Below are 19,065 nucleotides of genomic sequence, written 5' to 3' on the forward strand. Positions count from 1 at the left end.
TCCCCAGAACAGTAAAACCAAGGCCTCAACGGTATGCCAAAAATAAAAATGCCGTTCACCTTAAGTGAACGGCATTAACCAATTATTGGTGGTTTTTTTTATTTAAGCCTTCAGCATTTATTTTGGTGTTATCTCATCTAATGCTCTAGCCTTAGCATTTTTAAATGGCACATCTAATGGGGCACACTCGATGACTTCTTTAATATACGTGCGGGCATAGCGATTGTCAGTATAGACGGGCATAGTAACAAGTTTATTTATACGCTTTTGTACGCTATCAATCCGCCAGTGAAAAAACTCAATTCGATGATCTGCTGTTGTTTCGACATAGCATTTGTAATCTTGCTTTTTAACTTCAGGAACATTTGCTTGCACGCTGGAAGCTAATATCAGCGTTAATAATGAAGTCCATTTCATTACCAACACGCCTTAGGAGATTTCGCTCCAATTTCAGTGATTGTGATTGTCGCACATTCGCTATCTCTTTTTGCCTGCCCAGCCAAGGCTGTAGCTGTAAGAGTAAAACTACCTGTGCCAATAGTACTACTCAGGCTGTAATCACCACTTTCGGTTACAAACGGACTCTTGTTAAAACCCAGCTTAGTCATATCTTTGGTGTAAGCGCGATTATCTAAATAAAACTGCTCTTGCCTATTTGCCGCCTTAACAAGTAGCGATAGACCATCAGCTCTAACACCTTTTGCCACATACTCAACATATGATGGATAAGCGATTGATGCCAAAATCCCAATAATTGCGACCGTAATCATTAATTCAATTAAGGTAAAACCTTTATGTTTCAACATCTATCTAACCTACTCGTTTACGTGATAATAAATTCGGTTTACACCTAACGCACCGCCTACACACTTATTGTCTCCCGGTGCACAAGGTGGCGGTGGCGGACAATCTATGCTGCCTGCAGGGCAATCAACAGGTTCCATTTTCTCTCCTGCAGCACCGATGCCAATAAGGTACATATAGCTGTCATCAGAACCATTTGGCGGCACGACAAGCTGCGGAGTATCAGGTACTCTTTCCCCCATTTCAAGGTACTCATGAGTATATGAGCGTATGCCTCTATGCAGGTCAAAACCATATAAACGACCTACACCGCTGACTAAGCACTGATTAGCATCAGATGCTTGCCCTGGCACATAAGAAGTAAAAAACACTCGCCCTTCAATAATTGTCGCCGCAGCTAAACTCTTTTCCCCCACGCCGCCAAAGTTATAGTACCAGCCTAACGTCTTGCCAAACTCGATATTATCAGCATCCGTTGCAGGCGAACCTGAAGTCACATCATAGAGGTTATTAAAGGTAATTGGGCTGGGAATAGTATTATTGCCAGAACCAGTAAATGAACGAGTGACAACATTGCGATCTTGCAAGGTAAAAAAGTAATCACTTCGCTTAACATCAAGCGGGTGTGGTCGATGACCAGAACCTATCACCACGGCGTCGTAAGGAACACTTTGATAAGTTGTGGTGCTCGTTGTAACCCCACCGCTAGTGACATCCACTTCAGCAATATTGGTAAATACGGTTTGGGCGACTGCAGGCTCAACGAAAAAGCGCCTATCACTGGTAACTGAGCTGCCACCTAAATCTGCAAATTTAAATGCAGTCCAAGGACGAGAGCTGTCTTTAGGGTTGGCACTAGGTAGGTCGATACGCCAAACATTTGCACCAGTATCAGATGCATAAATACGATCGGTTAATTTGTCACCATTACTATCTAATACGGCAACGGCATTAGGGATACTATCTTTAATCCCCGGCATTTGGGTGACAGTACTGCCATTGTTTGGACCAAACGAATGGACTAAAGCACCGGTTTCAGCATCTAATATAAATACTCCTCGGCCTTGAGAGTCATCAGTTCCAACTGCTGCGCCATCTTTAGTCGACGGTGAGTAACCTGCACCAAAAATCAATACCGGCTTTGCTTTTGAGTAATCAGTATTACCTGCTGGCCAGCCGGGGATGTAAGTCACCACAGGTTCAGCCCAGGTTTGCCCAAGCTCGGCCATTCCAGCATCATCAGCACTGACTTTCCACAGCATTTTAGGCCTATCAGGGTCAGAGATATCTAATGCATAATAGGATTTACCACCGCGCCTCATCCCTGCAAATAACCAGGCTTTGTCAACTTCGCCAGAGCTTTTGGTTTGCACAAACGACACGGGGGGAGTATCAAAGCCATACACAGAATGCAAGCCGGTGGGCACATTAGCCCTAAGCTCCCTGATATTGGGTAACAACTCATAAGGCATAAATGACCAAGTTTCTGATACTGTGTTACCTTCATCTTTGAACATGTGTAAGAAACCATGGTTCGTCCCTAACACAATCCGAATATCTGGATTGCCCTCTGTACCGAAGTTAATCGCTACCGGCCTAGAGTGCAGTGGATCACCAAACACATCGCCTCGAACATCTGATGTTGACTTATCGTTATTATCATCATCAACATCCTCCCCTTTTATCCAATCAAAATAATCGTTAATTTGCGAGGGGCTGATCCCCATGTGAGCAGCTAATGCCGATGCACTTCCCGCTTTTACTACCGCTTTATTACGGCTAAATTCAGACAGGCTCCCCTTGTTACCAAAGTCGCCATAAATCGTTCGATTATCAGTACTTGTGGTTTGCAGCTCATGTAGCACACCACCAGTAAGAACATCGTTACCATCCCCACCACCACTGGCTGCAGAGCAAACTGAATTAGGCGTCCAATATGAACATGCTGAATCTTTTAAATTTCCGTCATCACCAATAGCGTTAGCGCCATTCTTATCAACAATGTCACCGTTACCTTTTACTTTAAATTTTTTAATATTGCCCACCCAACGTGCACCTTTATTGGGTAAAAACATTGCATAATAAACCGAGTCAAAGGTTTGTGTTCTATCAAAGTTATTACTAGCAATTGATGGTGAAGTAAAACTTGCATTTACCTCTAGGATATCCGAGAACACCTCCTGCAATGCTGATTGTAACTCTGAGGCATCCTTAGCAGCGAAGTATTTCCCCCCCCCTAGATTTGCCGTTTTTATTAAGATCGGTGCAGCACTACTAGCACCTTCACTAAATCCAATAGTAAATGTTGTAACATGCTGTTCGCCATCTATAGAGCTATTGACATCTTTGCGATTCATCACACTCGCTAAAGCTGGCATATAGCTGTTGCCTTGACGATCATCTGGACGATATCCATCTAATAGTCCAATGTCATAGTCTGCGTTATTATCTTCGTTAGGTGCGCCGTCGGTAATATAAACAACATAAGCATTATTAGAGCACTTCATCGCTTTAAATGGAGAAATGTATGAACCATTTTCTTCTATTGTTTCATCTCTATTTGGCAAGTAGTCATCTGCTTGCAAGCCATACTTAACTGCTTTGCCGGCAAAATAAAGATAAGACTCATACAAAGTTTCACATAGTGGCGTCCATGTATCAGGTCCCAATCCATTAATGGTGTCAATTAAGGATACTTTGTCACCCGTATTGAGGCGCTTAATCCCTGAGATCACCCTTCCGCCATTTTGGTCGTTATTGTAATTACCATTAAACACAGCTAAGCCGAAATCAACACCCGGTGTCGCTACAACCGTGTCTTCTATCACTCGTTTTGCAATATCTAAACGATAGGTCCAACCTTGACTTTTAGTCGAGTGATACCAATTGACATAGCGCTCGGTATATAAGGAAACAGACTTTCCTGTACCAAATTCAGTCAGTGTTGCCGTTTCAACAGCAGCATCGATATCTGAAGGTTCAGCACTTTGATTTATATAGGTATATAGTACAGGGCTATCTTTAGAGCCTAAGCTATCAACAGGAAAACCTGAGCCTATGCCGCTTGCATTGCCAAAATAAAGATTATTCTTATCTTCAAAATCTTCAAAACAGTCGAGTGTGCTAACGTCAGTACCTAATATATCGGGTAACTCAGACCACTCACCATTTTCACCTGTAAAGCTATATTGGCGGATGAATCCAGTAAACATCCCATAGTCAGCTAAATACTCTTTAGAGGAGGCACAACCATTAACTGCACTTAGAAAATGATTCGGACTGGTTGGCTCAGGAACCCCGACTCCCCCCTTGCTGTAAAATATTTTAGTGCCATCATCAACAGTTTCACCTCGATCATACAAATCATCAGTCCACTCCCAGGTTTTCATACTACTGGAGTTATCAAAGATGATCAGTACTTGAGGCCGCGAGCCTGAACGAGCCGATGACTCAAATACATAAAGTTCAGTATCATCGCTAAAACTCATTCCAGAGAAAACCGTCAACGCCACCGTGAGCGATATAGAAAATGACTTAAGACATTTATTAATTTTCATTACTAATTTCCTGAGTTAGCTAGAACTTCTTGTTCTATTCCTGCTACTAGAGTTAAACGCCCCATATTACTTCGCCCATATGTTGACTGACTCGATACTTCAATTGGTACACAATCAATTACACTCGCCTGACTAGCATGAACTTTTCGAGCACAATCAACATCACCATCAGATAAAGCGATAAATGAGCTAGTGACATTGAAACTAGGATCCTTAACCGGATTCATCGTATTAACGTTGGCAAAATTGCGCCCTGAATTATTAACAATAACGCGGTCTTGCCCCCCTTTAGCCTCAGACTTTGCTACCACACGTTCAGAGCTGGCCCCAGCCATACGGATCGACTGAGTCGAATTCACAGCCAACGCCACGCCTATAACGGTCATCATCAACAACACAATTAGAGCAAAAAATAGCACCACGCCTTTCTGCTTTTGCATGATTAGCTTCCTAGCAATATTGGGTTTTCAAGTATGATTGTTGTCGATAAGACTCGACGCCTAAAACCATCATTTGCTGCGGCAATAGTCTTATCGCCGAGCTCATAAGTCTGTTCATCGGTATAGCTATTATCTTCTTCTACAGTTCTAACCAGCAGGTATATCCTAATTGCAACTAGTCTTTGGTTTGGCGAGCCATCCCACATAGGCGAACTCACATTTTGGGCAGGCATAAAACTGTCGGCGCTATTGTCACCGTTAATATCAAAACCGTACATCACCCTAAAATTCTCGACGCCTTCAACGAGCTGCTCGACAGAGTTAGCGCTATTCATGCCGCCGACACCAAGTACTCGCCTCATTAAAACAGGCACACCATTACTCATTTGGATAAAGTAGATGTGATGTTGATACTCCCAAAAGCGACCGTTATCTATCGTCGGTGGGGTTTGATTTCCAGCAAATATTATTCCCTGGTTGCTACTCGTTCCCATGTAATAGCGGTTGTTGTTAAATGAATTGGTAGCAGGGCCGACTAGCCTTTTTATTTGCAAGACATCAGTATTGGCAATTACGCTTCCCAAACATGCAATAGACTCTCCGCCAACTCCACTTTCGTATCCCCATAGTTTTCTAAAGTTTGAAGATGTACCACTTTCAGGGAAACTCGCATTGTTAGGCCCGCCACCGATGCAGTCACTGCCTGCAGGAATCGCGGCAGCCAGAATAGAGGTATTGACTCCCACATTTAAATCTATTCCAGTCAAATCAGCCATAAAACTAACTTGACTCACATCTCGCTCAACTAAGGCCAATGCAATACGGCCATTTTCTTGTAATTGGTTAAATTGACTAGTGGTGGTGACATTGGAAGAGGACATAGAAAACATAGACAAAAGACCAGCAGTTAAAAATAAGCTGATCAGCATAGCCACCATTAACTCTACAAGTGAGAAGCCTAAAGGCTTTACTAGAGAAAAAGTATTCTGCCTCATAGGATCACAGTCTGGAGTAAGTAGACGCGGCGGCGATCATTTGCCGTACCGCAACCTTTTACAAAACTAGTGCTATTTGCCGCACCATCACTAGTCTCCTGAATACCTCGCCAAGTAATGGCTATGGCAACATCTCCATTTGCCTTTGCTTCAATACAGCCTGTGGCGCCATCCAAACCATCCATGAGTAATTTCCATTGATATATATCCCAAGCTAACGTTTCTGTGCTTGAGCAAGTCACATTAGCGTTTACAGCAACGTCACAAGACTTACCAGGCTTGTTCAAGGTGCCAGTATATTCACCACTATAAGCAATCATTTGTGAGTGATTCAGTCGAAGTCGGTTCACTATGTCATTTGCAGAATATGCCGCTAAGGTTTGCTGGAAGGACTCAAAACTACCACGCTTAGAAACCACGTGGAGATTGAAAACACCAATCAAGCCGACGGTTAGAATAACCAAAGCAACTAATACTTCGATTAATGAAAGTCCGCTCTCTCTGATTTGCACCGTCAATTCCTCTGCATTGATCATATTATTGAGCCTAGATTGTTGTTTTAACGTTTAAAATTGGCACTTTATGAAATGCAACACAGCATATAGATCATTACCACTTTAGTCGAATGCTAGATAGATGAACTCAAATAAATATCATGTTCAACAGTCATTTGGGTTGAATTTTGATCAAAAAAAAGAGGCCTAGGCCTCTTTTTTATTTCAATTTGTATCTGAGTGTCGTTAGGTATTAACGAAGCTCGGCAGGTACAGCAAAAACGGTGTCTTCTAGACGTCCTTCGACTTCTGTCACCACACTTGGCGCCATATTAGCGATAGCATCAACAACTTGTTTAACCAATACTTCTGGGGCCGATGCTCCTGCGGTTACCGCTACGCGTTGAACACCATTGAACCAAGTTGCGTCAACATCATCAGCATTGTCGACTAAGAAAGCTTGTGTTCCTTTCTTCTGAGCTAATTCACGCAGACGATTTGAATTGGAGCTGTTTTTCGAGCCGACCACAATAAACAACTCTACCTTTTCAGCCACATTACGCACAGCATCTTGACGATTTTGTGTCGCATAACAGATATCATCTTTGCGCGGGCCTTCAATCGAAGGATACTTCTTTTGCAGCGAAGCAATGACATCGGCCGTATCATCCATTGATAAGGTTGTTTGCGTGACAAAACATAAGTTCTCTGGATCGTTAACCACAAGCCGCGCGACATCTTCAGGCGACTCAACCAAATGAACACCACCTGCAGGGTTATCGTATTGCCCCATGGTGCCTTCCACTTCTGGATGGCCTGCATGGCCAATTAAGATACACTCAATGCCCTTGCGGCTGGCACGTGCAACCTGAAGATGAACTTTAGTGACCAGCGGACAAGTCGCATCAAATACTTTAAGACCACGCTTCTTGGCTTCAGAGCGAACCGCTTGAGACACACCATGAGCACTGAAGATCACGATGCTTTCATCAGGCACTTGGTCTAACTCTTCGACAAACACTGCACCGCGATCTTTTAAGTTCTGCACCACATAGCGATTATGGACCACTTCGTGGCGTACGTAGATTGGCGGAGAGAAAAGCTCTAACGCACGTTCTACAATGCTAATCGCGCGATCTACGCCAGCACAGAATCCTCGGGGATTGGCCAGAAGAATATTCATAATTACAGTACCTGTACCACTTCTAGTTCAAAGGTGAGCACTTGTCCCGCCAATGGATGGTTCAAATCGATTGTTACCGAGTCGCCCACCACATCTCTTACCATGCCTGGAATTTCACTGCCACCTGGGCCTGCAAAACTCACTATCACACCAGGCTCAAGCTTCATGTCGGCAGGGAAACGGCTTTTATCCATATGATGTACAGCATCTGGATTTGATTCGCCAAATGTATCAGCGGCTTGCAATGTAAAGTTGTGCTTATCTCCCTCTTTGAGGTTGATAATCTCAGCTTCAAATGCCGGACTTAAGCTTTCATCACCGACATTAAATCGTGCAGGCTTGCCACTTGAACGTGTGCTTTCAGCGGTTGAACCATCTTCAAGCACTATATTCATATGACATAAAATTGAATGCATCTCAGACACTTAATTACTCCTTTACGCCATCAGTTTTTTTATCATCTTTACCCGTAATAAATGAGTCTAAAATGATAAGTGCTGCGCCCACACAAATTGCCGAATCGGCGATATTAAATGCAGGAAAATGGCTGGTATTCCAATAGAAATGTAAAAAGTCTACTACATAGCCATGCTGCAGACGATCGATCAGATTACCTAGCGCCCCACCAATAACTAAAGTATAAGCAAGGTTTAAGCGCCACATCTTGCTTGGCTGCTGACGCAGCCAAACTGATAATAATACGCTAAAGCCGACTGCAACAAAGGTAAATAACCAGCGCTGCCAACCGCCTGCATCACTTAAAAAGCTAAATGCAGCACCATAGTTACGCACATAGGTAAAGTTAAAAACCGGCAGTAACTGAATCGATTCACCAAGATTAAAATTCGACAACACCCATTGCTTAGATAGTTGGTCGGCAACAAATACCAACACAACTATCCAATACCAACGCAGGCCACTGTCTTTCCATGTAGTGGGCATGACAGTTCCTTTATGCAAATTGGCGAACTTCGCCTTCGCCTTCGATGTTAGTCACGCAGCGAGTACATAGTGTTGGATGCTCAGCAACGGTGCCAACATCTTCTCTATGGTGCCAGCAGCGCTCACACTTTTCTGCTTCAGACTTTTTCAAGCTCAGCTTAAGTGAAGCAAGCTCTGTTTCAATCGCATCAGCTGGTGCTGCCGCTAATGCAACGACTTCAGTCTTAGACGTTAGCAACACAAAGCGCAGCTCATCACCAAGATTTTCAAGGATTGCTGCTAATGCTTCATCGGCAAATAAAGTCACCTCAGCTTCTAATGAACCACCGATCTGCTTCTCACGACGAGCATTTTCAATAACCTTGTTCACTTCGGCGCGAACGGCTAATAACTGATCCCAGTACTCATCACTCAAATCAGATTCAAGTGTCACTGACTTAAGGCCTTCATACCAGGTTTCAGTAAATACGTATTCACCGCGCTCACCAGGCAGCAGTTTCCAGATCTCATCAGCAGTAAAGCTTAGGATTGGCGCCATCCAGCGCACCATTGCTTCTGAGATAAGGTACAGTGCAGACTGACAACTACGACGCGCGTTGCTATCTTCTTTTGCTGTGTACTGTCTGTCTTTAATAATATCTAAGTAGAAACTACCTAGCTCAACTGAACAGAACTGCATTAGTTTTTGCGTTACTAAGTGGAAGTTATACTGTTCGTATGCTTCTAGTAGCTCTTGTTGCAGTGCAGCTGCACGGCGAACAACCCAGCGATCAAGTGCAACCATGTCTTCAACTGCAACCATATCTGTTGCTGGGTTAAAGCCATTGATGTTAGCCAGTAGGAATCGAGCCGTGTTACGGATACGACGGTATGCATCAGCGCTACGGTTTAAGATCTGGTCAGATACCGTCATTTCGCCACTGTAATCTGTCGCTGCAACCCACAAACGTAGAATGTCTGCGCCTAACTTATTAGTCACATGCTGCGGTGAAATCACGTTACCAACAGACTTAGACATCTTACGGCCTTGACCATCCACGGTGAAACCGTGAGTAAGCACTTGCTTGTACGGCGCTTTGCCATTCATCGCTGTCGAGATCATGAGTGATGACATAAACCAACCACGGTGTTGATCGCTACCCTCTAGGTAAAGGTCAATATCATGGCCATGGAACTCTGGACGTGCAGCAACAACAGTCGAGAATGTTGAACCTGAATCATACCAAACGTCTAATGTGTCAGTCACTTTGCGGTACTGGTCTGCTTCTTCACCTAAGAGTTCTGATGCATCGAGATCCCACCAAGCTTGAATGCCTTGTTGTTCGATACGAGCAGCTACGCGCTCCATCAAAGACACACTATCTGGGTGTAACTCTTCTGTTTCACGGTGTACGAATAGGGTAATTGGTACGCCCCATGTACGTTGACGTGAAATACACCAGTCCGGACGGTTCTCTACCATCTTCTCGATACGGCTCTGGCCCCAATCAGGGATCCATTTAGTTTGCTCTATTTCACTGATTGCCTGCGTACGCAGACCCTTTTGATCCATAGAAATAAACCACTGCGGCGTAGCGCGGAAGATAATTGGCGTTTTATGTCTCCAACAATGCGGGTAGCTATGCTTAATTTGTACATGACTAAGCAGCGCGCCTTTCTCTTCTAGCAATTCAACAACGTTCTTGTTTGCCTTAAATACATGTAAACCAGCGAAGATTTCAGTATCTGGCTTATAAACGCCGTTATCACCCACAGGGTTAGCCACTTCTAGACCGTACTTTTGACCAACAACAAAGTCGTCTTGACCATGACCCGGTGCGGTATGAACGATACCGGTACCTGAATCAACGGTGACGTGATCACCTAAAATAACAGGCACATCAAAATCATAGAATGGGTGATTAAAACGAAGTAGCTCTAAATCACTACCGGCTACAGTACCCAGTACAGTGTGTGATTGTGCGCCAAAGCGCTCAACACATGATTCATACAAATCAGTCGCCAATACTAATGCTTGAGTCTGACCATCTTTCACCATCTCAACTAAGGTATACTCAACATTAGCGCCTACTGCTAACGCGCGGTTAGCCGGCAGAGTCCATGGCGTCGTCGTCCAGATAACCATTGAGATATCGTGAGCGTAATCAGTCAAACCAAACTTAGCCAGTAAAGCGCTCTTATCTACAGCGATGAAAGCAACATCGATCGCAGGAGACATCTTGTCTTCATATTCAACTTCAGCTTCAGCTAAAGCAGAACCACAATCTGTACACCAATGTACTGGCTTAACGCCTTTATGCAGGTGGCCGTTATCGATCACCTTAGACAGTGAGCGCACGATATTAGCTTCAGTGCTGAAATCCATTGTTAGGTATGGGTTTTGCCAATCAGCAAATACACCTAAGCGAATAAAATCATCACGCTGACCGTCAACCTGCTTAGCAGCATATTCACGGCACTTTTGGCGAAACTCAGCCGCTGTGACCTTGTGGCCAGGCTTACCTACTTTTTGCTCAACTTTAAGCTCAATAGGTAGACCATGACAGTCCCACCCAGGAACGTAAGGCGCGTCAAAACCAGACATGGTCTTTGACTTAATAATAATATCTTTAAGAATTTTGTTTACTGAGTGACCAATATGAATATCACCGTTCGCATATGGAGGACCATCATGCAAAATAAACGGTTTAGCATCTTTACGGCTTTCACGGATCTGCTGGTACAGTCCATTCTCGTTCCAAGATTTCAACATCTCTGGCTCACGATTAGCCAAATTACCACGCATCGGAAACTCTGTTTCCGGCAAATTCAAAGTAGATTTATAGTCGCTCATTGATCCTTTACCGTTTTGTTAGCTAAGCTGTTCAGCCTGCATCGCTACCAAGTAGGGCTTTCGCTCTATTGGCATCATCTTTAATTTGTTTTTTCAGCGCATCTAACGATCCAAATGGCTGCTCGTCTCTAATCTTTGCCACTAATTCAACTTCAACGGCTTTACCATAAAGGTCACCATCAAAATCAAACAAATGGACTTCTAACTGACAGACTTGACCATTTACCGTAGGTCTAAAACCAACGTTGGCTACGCCTTCATATATATCGCTATTATCCCAATAGACTTTTACTGCAAACACGCCTCTTACCGGCGTCACTTTACGTTTTAAGGCAATGTTAGCGGTAGGGAAACCTATGGTTCGCCCTATTTTTTCACCGTGAGCAACCTTACCGCTTAATGTAAAAGGATGCCCCAACAAACGCCGAGCCTGCTCTAAGTTACCTTTTGCAAGCTGCTGTCTTATTTCGGTCGAACTCACACGCTTGTCGCCAAGAATAAAGCTCTGAGTGCTCACCACCACAAAACCAAACTTCTCTCCGGCCTTACGCAGCATCTCAAAATTACCTTTACGCTGCTTACCAAAACAAAAGTCGTCGCCTACAACTAAGTACTTAACGCCTAAGGCCTTAACTAACAGTTGCTCGATAAAGTCTTCGGCACTATAGCTTGAAAACTTTTTGTTAAAGTTGACACATAACAGACGATCAATCTTTAACTCATCGAGTAAAACGATTTTATCTCGCAGCAAACTTAAGCGAGCTGGCGCATTTTCGCCTTGAAACAACTCTCGTGGCTGCGGTTCAAACGTCATTACAGCAGCAGGCAGACCTAACTGCTCTGCTTTTTTGACGAGCCGATTAATCACTTCCGCATGACCACGGTGAACACCATCGAAGTTACCTATGCTTAATACGCAACCTCGATGTTTCGGCAAAATATTATGAATACCGCGGATTAATTCCATTATCTTACACGACACATGAGAGTAAATGGGCGGATTATATACCAGCTAGGCTTTATAATCAGCACTCAAACAGCAGCTTTCATCTTCCAAGGGCGAATTCCGAGGCAAACTAAGCAAATAAAGTAAGCGACTGCTGCAAATACAATCAACTTAACCAAAGTATAGCTGCGCTCTATAAAGGATAGATCAAGCCATTGAGCGGTTGTTGGATCGAATTGGAATAACACGAGCAACATCACCCCAGCCGCAAGCACAGACTTGGCTAAAAAGACCAGCGTCGCCTTATTCACTCGGTAAACATTAGCCTTATGTAGCCCACGATACAATAACCCCGCATTAAGCAGCGCCGACATAGAGGTGGCGATAGCTAAACCGACATAACCAAATGGAATCGCAAAAATCAGGTTAAATACCATGTTACTGACCATAGCAATAATGCCATAACGCACAGGCGTCTTGGTATCTTGTCTTGAGTAATAACCAGGTGCAAGAATCTTTATCAACATAAAGCTTAATAAGCCGCTACCGTATGCCATTAAACTGTATGACGCCATTTCTACATCTTCATAGCTAAATGCGCCGCGCATAAATAGCACCATCAGCATTGGCTTGGCGAGCAAAATAAGACCACACATTGCGGGTAACCCAAGTAATATTATCGCTTTTACTCCCCAATCCATGGTTTTGGCAAACTCAGCACTTTCCGCATTAACATGTCTTTTAGATAAAGCAGGCAAAATAACTGTCGCGATCGCAATGCCAAATAATCCTAAAGGAAACTCCAATAGTCTATCGGAGTAATAAAGCCAGCTAATCGAACCAGTCATCAAGAAGCTGGCAATAAAGGTATCAAGCAATAAGTTAATCTGTGACACCGAGACTCCAAAAAGTGCCGGGATCATCAAAGTGCGTATTTTGGTCACGCCAGGGTGACTCCACCCCCAGCTCGGTTTCACCAACGCTTTCTCTTTCATCAGGAAAGGGATTTGAAACAAGAACTGGATTAAGCCACCCAAAAACACACCACATGCCAAGCCAATTTCAGGCTGCTGCATATTTGGTGCAAGGAAAATAGCCGCAGCGATAATGGCAATATTTAAAAATACCGGTGTAAACGCTGACACCGCAAAACGGCCGCGAGTATTTAATATCGAGCCAGCTAACGCAGTAAAGGTGATAAACCATAAATAAGGGAAAGTAATCTTTAGCATTAACGAAGCGAGTTCAAACTTTGCCCCATTAGGTTCGTCATTGAGCCAAGCTAAAAACCAACCGCCGCCAAATAGAGCCGCCAAGATAGGTGAAGCAATCACGCCGACTAATGTCACAATGCTAACAAGTACACCTAAGGTTCCGGCAACCTTTGAAATGAGATCTTTAACCTCTTCACTGCTATTTTTTTCTTGATACTCCGTTAATACAGGCACAAATGCTTGCGCAAAAGCACCTTCGGCAAACAAGCGTCTTAAAAAATTGGGGATCTTGTTGGCGAAAAAAAACACATCCGCACTACTTCCCGCTCCCATGAGGTTCGCGATAACCACGTCTCGAACTAAACCTAAAACACGGGAAATCAACGTCATGGCACTCACAATCAGGCCTGACTTTACTAACTTTTTGCTCAAAACGTCTCCCACCCCTACTACAGAGCTAAATTACTTTTGCTAATATCACGTAAAAATCAGTATTAGCTCTATTGTCTCATAGCAATACCTGCTAGAATTGCGCCACATATTACACGAGTTAGGTTGAAGATAGCCAAGCTGGTTGGATTATTTTGAGTTAATCAGATTGATTCAATCATTGTCATTGACAAAGTGACAAAAATAAGGCATATTCCTCGACCTTAAAAATACCAAACCCAGTTTTAGGAGTTGCACCTTGGCTAATAGCAAGTCTGCAAAGAAGCGCGCGCTTCAGTCTGAAAAGCGTCGCCAACACAACGCTAGCCGTAGCTCAATGTTACGTACTTTCGTTAAAAAAGTAATTGCTGCAATCAATGCAGGTGATCACGCGACAGCTACTGCTGCTTTCGCTAAAGCACAACCAATTGTTGACCGTATGGCGACTAAAGGTCTTATTCACAAGAATAAGGCTGCTCGTTATAAGTCACGCTTAAATGCTAAAATTAAAGCACTTGCTGCTTAATTTTTAGTTTTAAAGCAAATTAAAAACCGGCCTCGGCCGGTTTTTTTATGCCTGTAATTTATGTACACAACTCGCATCATCAAAATTCAAGCAAAAAAATAGAGAGGCAAGCCTCTCTATCAGTCATCCATTACATCGCTTCTGCAAAGCCTATAAAACCAGCCATAGCAAATTTTGCTAACAACTGGTCTTAGTTTGACTAAGCAACTGTCTTTAAGCTTTCACAATAGATGTTATTCAGTAATTTAATGATCTCTGCAACTTCTTCACTCTTTAACGAATAATAAACCGTTTGAGCTTCTTTGCGTGTTTCAACCAAATTATCTTTACGTAACCAAGCTAAATGTTGAGACAAAGCCGATTGGCTTAATCCCAACTTTTTGTTCATTTCACCAACGCACATCTCGCCTTCATTAAGAAGATAACACAAGATAAACAGACGACGTTCGTTAGCCAATGCTTTCAACAATACAACGGCATGGTCTGCTCGTTGCTGCATTAATTCTATATTCATTACGAGCTATTTCTCCTAAAACAAACCGACGCCCTAATATAGCGTTGCCTTACAGATATAGTCGGGACATAAAGCACACTTTTTGCTAGATTGTTTTAAAAAATGGGACATACATAATAAAAACAAAGGAAACTCATGAAAAGCATCTACACCAACTTACTCTCTGGGTTAGTTTTTCTTGCCTTGATTGGCTGTCAACACATCACAACTGACAATAAAGACAATGCAGTAACAGCAGCGTTACAACAAAAAGCGCTTAGCTCTAATCTTGCTTACGAGCTGGTTGAATCTTTAACGGTTGAAGTCGGCCCTCGGTTAGCAGGTAGTGAGCAAGATCTTATTGCAGTGCAATGGGCCGAAACAAAATTAGCCTCACTCGGATTCGACAATGTATATAAAGAAGCGGTGCAAGTCCCTGTATGGTCTCGCGGCAGCGCAAAAGCTGCTATCACAGCGCCATTTCCTCAACCTCTAGTCATAACAGCCTTAGGTGGCAGCATAGCAACGCCTAAAGCTGGCATAGAAGCGAATATTATCCGCTTTGATAGTTTACATGCTCTAAAGCAAGCCAATATGGCCGATGTACAAGGCAAGATAGTCTTTATTGATCACGTCACAGAGCGTCATAAAACGGGTAAGGGTTACGGTAAAAGTGTTGGCGGACGCTCAAGAGGAGCTGTTGCTGCGGCAGAAAAAGGCGCCGTCGCGATTATCATCCGCTCAATCGGCACCGATCATGACCGCATGGCTCATACAGGCATGATGCGCTATAAAGACGGGGTGGATAAAATACCTGCTGCAGCGATGTCAAACCCAGATGCTGATCTAATCAACGCTATGCTAAAACGAGATAAAACGGTCAGTGTGAAACTGCAGCTTTCCTCTGAGAATCACGGCGTTGCGACTTCATACAATGTAATAGCAGAAGTAACGGGTTCAACCAAGCCTGATGAAATCGTGCTCATTGGCGCGCATTTAGATTCTTGGGATGAAGGCACTGGCGCTATCGATGACGGCGCTGGTGTTGCAATTGTAACCGCTGCAGGAAAACTGATCCAAGACCTTAGCGTAAAACCCGCTCGCACAATTCGGGTTGTACTGTACGCCGCTGAAGAACTAGGGCTTGTCGGTGGAAAAGCTTATGCTCAAGCCCATGAAGCTGAACTTGACAGGCATTATATTGCCGCGGAATCTGACTTTGGTGCGGGTCGTATCTATCAAATTGACTTTAGAGCCAGTGAGCAAGGATATGAAGAACTTATTAAGCTAAGTCAGCCAATGACGGCTAATGGGGTCGTTATGGGCAGTAACACCGCTTCAGGTGGCCCAGATGTATCCATGCTGCCATCTAAAGGTGTACCTGTAGCATCCCTTAGGCAGGATGGTAGCGACTACTTCGATTATCACCACACGCCTAACGATACGTTAGACAAAATTGATCCCGCGGCGCTGCAACAAAATGTGGCTGCTTATGCTCAGTTTGCTTATTTAATGGCACAGTCGACAATAGAGCTACGTCCGATAGTGGCAAAATAATAGAACTCTCAGTTTCAAGATCGACGTCTAAACAAAAAAGCAGCCGATGGCCGCTTTTTTGCAAATTACGCTTCAAATAGCAGGTTCGTTATTGCTCTTCGCGTAAAAATACTGGCTCGTTAACGCTCGAGTCTTTCTCACTGTAGTAATAACCCGCTGTATCAAATTGAGTGAGTGCTTCTAACGAGTCGATATTATTATCCAGAATATATCGGACCATCATGCCTCTGGCCTTTTTGGCAAAGAAACTGATGACCTTGTACTGGCCATTCTTGCAATCTTTAAAGACAGGCGTTATCAGGTTCGCAGTAAGTTTCTTAGGTTTAACCGCTTTAAAATACTCGTTCGACGCTAAGTTAATAATAAACTCTTCGCCTTGTGCCTGTGTAGTCTGGTTGATTTCATCGGTAATGATATCGCCCCAGAACTGATAAAGATTGGCTCCTCTATCATTGGCAAGTCGAGTCCCCATCTCTAATCGGTATGCTTGCATCAAATCTAAAGGCTTAAGCAACCCATATAAGCCCGATAAGATCCTCAGCTGCTTTTGCGCTTTTTGTAAGCTGGCCTCAGGCAGAGTATCGGCATCAAGACCGGTATACACATCACCACGAAAAGCAAATACGGCTTGCTTAGCATTGTTCGGGGTGAAATCTTTTTGCCAACTGTCGAACCTTGCTACGTTTAACCCAGCTATTTTATCGCTTACCTTCATCAAAGTCGCGATATCTGTAGGAGTAAGCGTACGGCACACCTCGATAAGCTGCTCACTTTGATCGAGTAACGTCGGCATTGAATAGCTTTCGCTGCCTGGTGGATTGTCAAAGTCCAACGTTTTTGCAGGAGAAATTAAAATCAGCATCGCTAATTCCTATAAAGAGATATTCTTAAACTGACACAATCATACTGATCAAAAACAAAAAAACCACGCTTTAACGGCGTGGTTTTTTAGATTGTGCTGATAAAGCTTATAGATTAAGCACGATTTGCATCGGCAACTTCTTGTGACTTAATCTCTTCAGCTACCGTTTTACTGGTCCAAATGTCCCCTTCCAAGTTAGATAACTCAGGGAATTTGCTTGCATCAAATGTTGGCGTTTTGCCGCTCTTTAATTGTTGGCGGTAATCGTTAATAACGCGGATAGCCACGCCAGACAATAGCAACAATGCAATGATGTTAACCGTGGCCATTAAGCCCATAGACACATCGGCCAGGTTCCAAACTAGGCCAATTTTTGCTACGGCACCGAACATCACCATACCTAAAACACAAACTCTAAATACCGGTAACGCCTTCTTGCTGTTACCCGATAAGTACATCACGTTGGTTTCAGCGTAAGAGTAGTTGGCAATAATAGAGGTAAAACAGAATAACAAAATCGCTAATGCTACAAATCCGCCGCCCCATGGGCCAACATGCATTGTAAGCGCATCGATTGTAAGCTTGATGCCATCACTATTTGCCCCAACGTCGCCCGCAAGTAAAATAATCGCAGCCGTCGCAGTACAGATAACAATCGTATCAACAAACACGCCCATCATCTGCACAAAGCCCTGTGATGCTGGATGGTTTGGATTAGGTGAAGCACTTGCCGCAACATTTGCAGCACTACCCATACCCGCTTCGTTAGAAAACAGGCCACGCGCAATACCCGCTTGCATCGCTTGCGCTATGGTGTATGCCACACCACCAGCTACCACTTCTTGCAAACCAAATGCACTCTTGATCACCAACATGAATACGTCAGGTAGTTTTTCGATGTTCATTGCTACAACGACAAAAGCGATCAATATATACGCAACCGCCATCACCGGAACGATGATCTCCGACACTTTAGCGACTTTACGTAAACCGCCCATAATGACGAACGCGCTAACAATCACAATGCCGATACCGACATAAGTAGGATCTAGGCCGAAGACCTGTGTCATCGCACCAGTAATCGTATTGGCTTGAACAGCGTTAAATACTAGGCCAAATGCGATAATTAGGAAGATAGAGAATAAGATCCCCATCCAACGCTGACCAAGGCCCTTTTCCATGTAATAAGCTGGCCCGCCACGATACTGACCATCTTCGTCGCGTACCTTGTAAACCTGTGCCAAGGTCGATTCGACCATTGCCGTAGCCATGCCTAAGACAGCGATAAGCCACATCCAGAAAACGGCACCCGGGCCCGCCGCACCGATGGCGACTGCAACTCCCGCCATGTTACCCGCGCCAACGCGAGCCGCCATGCTAGTACAAAATACCTGAAAAGATGAAAGGCCACCTTTACTCTCACCCTGTCGACTCTTAAGCATAATTTCACCAGAATGCTTAAAGTGAGTGATCTGAATAAATGTCAGTCGAATCGTAAAATACAGTCCGGCGCCAACCAGACCGTATACTAATAACTTTCCCCAAAGCAGCGCATTGAGAAAATTAATCGTTGTTTCTATCATATAATTCAATCCCCATGACAAGCATAATCTAGCGAGTCGAACACTAGATTAGGTTTGTCCTGTGTTTATCCTTCTTAAAGTATTTAAATAACAGCAGATTTTATTTTAAAATTGTCTTAAACGTGAAAAAATTACATCACGCCTGCTGTATTCCGCGCAGCAAAATAGCATAGCATTGCTTCAACCCCGAGCGATATAGATCACAGT

The 19,065-nt window shown here is 43.8% G+C and carries 17 protein-coding genes; 2 read left to right on the plus strand and 15 right to left on the minus strand.

Going from position 1 to position 19,065, the window contains the following annotated elements:
• Positions 1 to 117: 117 nt before the first annotated feature.
• From ACVBIU_RS10410 to murJ, 12 genes are all read right to left on the minus strand, one after another.
• Complete coding sequence (locus ACVBIU_RS10410; protein ID WP_447163702.1) at positions 118 to 417, minus strand: TapY2 family type IVa secretion system protein; 300 nt, start codon at positions 415 to 417, stop codon at positions 118 to 120.
• Positions 417 to 806, minus strand: coding sequence for a type IV pilin protein (locus ACVBIU_RS10415; RefSeq protein ID WP_447163703.1), 390 nt, complete (start codon positions 804 to 806; stop codon positions 417 to 419). Before ACVBIU_RS10415 ends, ACVBIU_RS10410 begins: the two co-directional genes overlap by 1 nt.
• 9 nt (positions 807 to 815) lie before the next feature.
• The gene (locus ACVBIU_RS10420) at positions 816 to 4,361 is read right to left on the minus strand and encodes a pilus assembly protein (protein ID WP_447163704.1); all 3,546 of its coding nucleotides are present in this window, start codon (positions 4,359 to 4,361) and stop codon (positions 816 to 818) included.
• A gap of 2 nt (positions 4,362 to 4,363) precedes the next feature.
• The gene (locus tag ACVBIU_RS10425) at positions 4,364 to 4,801 is read right to left on the minus strand and encodes a pilus assembly PilX family protein (protein WP_447163705.1); all 438 of its coding nucleotides are present in this window, start codon (positions 4,799 to 4,801) and stop codon (positions 4,364 to 4,366) included.
• A 2-nt stretch (positions 4,802 to 4,803) separates the two neighbouring features.
• On the minus strand, positions 4,804 to 5,796 hold the full coding sequence (locus ACVBIU_RS10430; RefSeq protein ID WP_447163706.1) for a PilW family protein: 993 nt from the start codon (positions 5,794 to 5,796) through the stop codon (positions 4,804 to 4,806).
• Positions 5,793 to 6,332, minus strand: coding sequence for a type IV pilus modification protein PilV (pilV, locus tag ACVBIU_RS10435; protein WP_447163707.1), 540 nt, complete (start codon positions 6,330 to 6,332; stop codon positions 5,793 to 5,795). The genes ACVBIU_RS10430 and pilV overlap by 4 nt, the downstream gene beginning before the upstream one ends.
• Positions 6,333 to 6,543: 211 nt before the next feature.
• Positions 6,544 to 7,473, minus strand: coding sequence for a 4-hydroxy-3-methylbut-2-enyl diphosphate reductase (gene ispH / locus ACVBIU_RS10440; protein ID WP_447160460.1), 930 nt, complete (start codon positions 7,471 to 7,473; stop codon positions 6,544 to 6,546).
• Between the two features lie 2 nt (positions 7,474 to 7,475).
• Positions 7,476 to 7,889 (minus strand): FKBP-type peptidyl-prolyl cis-trans isomerase, encoded by a 414-nt coding sequence (gene fkpB / locus ACVBIU_RS10445; RefSeq protein ID WP_447160517.1) that lies wholly within the window; start codon positions 7,887 to 7,889, stop codon positions 7,476 to 7,478.
• A gap of 13 nt (positions 7,890 to 7,902) precedes the next feature.
• Positions 7,903 to 8,415: a signal peptidase II gene (gene lspA, locus ACVBIU_RS10450; RefSeq protein WP_447160459.1), complete on the minus strand. Its 513-nt coding sequence runs from the start codon at positions 8,413 to 8,415 to the stop codon at positions 7,903 to 7,905.
• A 10-nt stretch (positions 8,416 to 8,425) separates the two neighbouring features.
• Positions 8,426 to 11,248: an isoleucine--tRNA ligase gene (gene ileS / locus ACVBIU_RS10455; RefSeq protein ID WP_447163708.1), complete on the minus strand. Its 2,823-nt coding sequence runs from the start codon at positions 11,246 to 11,248 to the stop codon at positions 8,426 to 8,428.
• 31 nt (positions 11,249 to 11,279) lie between these two features.
• Positions 11,280 to 12,215: a bifunctional riboflavin kinase/FAD synthetase gene (gene ribF, locus ACVBIU_RS10460; RefSeq protein WP_447163709.1), complete on the minus strand. Its 936-nt coding sequence runs from the start codon at positions 12,213 to 12,215 to the stop codon at positions 11,280 to 11,282.
• Positions 12,216 to 12,280: 65 nt separating this feature from the next.
• On the minus strand, positions 12,281 to 13,840 hold the full coding sequence (gene murJ, locus ACVBIU_RS10465; RefSeq protein ID WP_447160456.1) for a murein biosynthesis integral membrane protein MurJ: 1,560 nt from the start codon (positions 13,838 to 13,840) through the stop codon (positions 12,281 to 12,283).
• Positions 13,841 to 14,096: 256 nt separating this feature from the next.
• Between murJ and rpsT the strand changes: the two genes are divergently transcribed.
• Entirely contained in the window at positions 14,097 to 14,363 is a 267-nt protein-coding gene (rpsT, locus tag ACVBIU_RS10470; protein ID WP_447160455.1) for a 30S ribosomal protein S20, read from the plus strand.
• Between the two features lie 199 nt (positions 14,364 to 14,562).
• Here rpsT and ACVBIU_RS10475 read toward each other — a convergent pair whose 3' ends face one another.
• A complete protein-coding gene (locus ACVBIU_RS10475) occupies positions 14,563 to 14,877 on the minus strand; it encodes an ArsR/SmtB family transcription factor (RefSeq protein ID WP_012276241.1) in 315 nt (104 codons plus the stop codon).
• Between the two features lie 135 nt (positions 14,878 to 15,012).
• Between ACVBIU_RS10475 and ACVBIU_RS10480 the strand changes: the two genes are divergently transcribed.
• Positions 15,013 to 16,413, plus strand: a complete 1,401-nt coding sequence (locus ACVBIU_RS10480) for a M28 family metallopeptidase (protein WP_447163710.1) — start codon at positions 15,013 to 15,015, stop codon at positions 16,411 to 16,413.
• Between the two features lie 88 nt (positions 16,414 to 16,501).
• Here the strand turns inward: ACVBIU_RS10480 and yaaA are convergent, their stop codons facing one another.
• Together yaaA and ACVBIU_RS10490 are read right to left on the minus strand one after the other, a co-directional pair.
• A complete protein-coding gene (yaaA, locus tag ACVBIU_RS10485; protein ID WP_447163711.1) occupies positions 16,502 to 17,275 on the minus strand; it encodes a peroxide stress protein YaaA in 774 nt (257 codons plus the stop codon).
• A gap of 113 nt (positions 17,276 to 17,388) precedes the next feature.
• On the minus strand, positions 17,389 to 18,858 hold the full coding sequence (locus ACVBIU_RS10490) for an alanine/glycine:cation symporter family protein (RefSeq protein WP_447160452.1): 1,470 nt from the start codon (positions 18,856 to 18,858) through the stop codon (positions 17,389 to 17,391).
• Between the last annotated feature and the right edge of the window lie 207 nt (positions 18,859 to 19,065).

Source organism: Shewanella sp. 30m-14 (assembly GCF_052977125.1).

Bases quoted from the DNA above. Each gene is read 5' to 3' on its own strand.
- ACVBIU_RS10410 (WP_447163702.1), bottom strand. From the start codon at position 417: ATGAAATGGACTTCATTATTAACGCTGATATTAGCTTCCAGCGTGCAA.
- ACVBIU_RS10415 (WP_447163703.1), bottom strand. From the start codon at position 806: ATGTTGAAACATAAAGGTTTTACCTTAATTGAATTAATGATTACGGTC.
- ACVBIU_RS10420 (WP_447163704.1), bottom strand. From the start codon at position 4,361: ATGAAAATTAATAAATGTCTTAAGTCATTTTCTATATCGCTCACGGTG.
- ACVBIU_RS10425 (WP_447163705.1), bottom strand. From the start codon at position 4,801: ATGCAAAAGCAGAAAGGCGTGGTGCTATTTTTTGCTCTAATTGTGTTG.
- ACVBIU_RS10430 (WP_447163706.1), bottom strand. From the start codon at position 5,796: ATGAGGCAGAATACTTTTTCTCTAGTAAAGCCTTTAGGCTTCTCACTT.
- pilV (WP_447163707.1), bottom strand. From the start codon at position 6,332: ATGATCAATGCAGAGGAATTGACGGTGCAAATCAGAGAGAGCGGACTT.
- ispH (WP_447160460.1), bottom strand. From the start codon at position 7,473: ATGAATATTCTTCTGGCCAATCCCCGAGGATTCTGTGCTGGCGTAGAT.
- fkpB (WP_447160517.1), bottom strand. From the start codon at position 7,889: ATGCATTCAATTTTATGTCATATGAATATAGTGCTTGAAGATGGTTCA.
- lspA (WP_447160459.1), bottom strand. From the start codon at position 8,415: ATGCCCACTACATGGAAAGACAGTGGCCTGCGTTGGTATTGGATAGTT.
- ileS (WP_447163708.1), bottom strand. From the start codon at position 11,248: ATGAGCGACTATAAATCTACTTTGAATTTGCCGGAAACAGAGTTTCCG.
- ribF (WP_447163709.1), bottom strand. From the start codon at position 12,215: ATGGAATTAATCCGCGGTATTCATAATATTTTGCCGAAACATCGAGGT.
- ACVBIU_RS10475 (WP_012276241.1), bottom strand. From the start codon at position 14,877: ATGAATATAGAATTAATGCAGCAACGAGCAGACCATGCCGTTGTATTG.
- ACVBIU_RS10480 (WP_447163710.1), top strand. From the start codon at position 15,013: ATGAAAAGCATCTACACCAACTTACTCTCTGGGTTAGTTTTTCTTGCC.
- yaaA (WP_447163711.1), bottom strand. From the start codon at position 17,275: ATGCTGATTTTAATTTCTCCTGCAAAAACGTTGGACTTTGACAATCCA.
- ACVBIU_RS10490 (WP_447160452.1), bottom strand. From the start codon at position 18,858: ATGATAGAAACAACGATTAATTTTCTCAATGCGCTGCTTTGGGGAAAG.